General features: G+C 48.1%; 1 rRNA gene. It reads left to right on the forward strand.

Annotated features, from left to right (window positions below):
• Positions 1-127: ribosomal RNA gene (locus KQX66_RS36650) — 23S ribosomal RNA — on the forward strand; the annotation flags it as partial.
• Between the last annotated feature and the right edge of the window lie 249 nt (positions 128-376).

The following is a 376-nucleotide window of genomic DNA, read 5'->3' on the forward strand; positions in this document are numbered from 1 at the left end:
AGCCCCCCTCAAGATGAGATTTCCCAGTATGTAAGACCCCTTGTAGACGACGAGGTTGATAGGTTCGGGGTGGAAGCGCGGCAACGTGTGCAGCTGACGAATACTAATCGGTCGAGGGCTTATCCAATAAGTCTTCCGGAGAATCTTTCGGAAGCGACTAAGGTTTACTGATTTAGCTACCAGTGAAGATATATCTTTTAGGAGCGACTTTTGACGAAGTCAACGGAGCGATAAAAGATATATCGAAACGCGCTTTGTTTCGATCCAGTTTTCAGGGTGCAAGCCTTGAATGTTTAAGCTTGGAGAGATACCCAAGTGGCTCAAGGGGACCCTCTGCTAAGGGGTTAGACTGCGTAAGTGGTGCGAGGGTTCGAAT

The organism is Paenibacillus oleatilyticus, from assembly GCF_018998565.1.
GTDB lineage: Bacteria > Bacillota > Bacilli > Paenibacillales > NBRC-103111 > Paenibacillus_G > Paenibacillus_G oleatilyticus.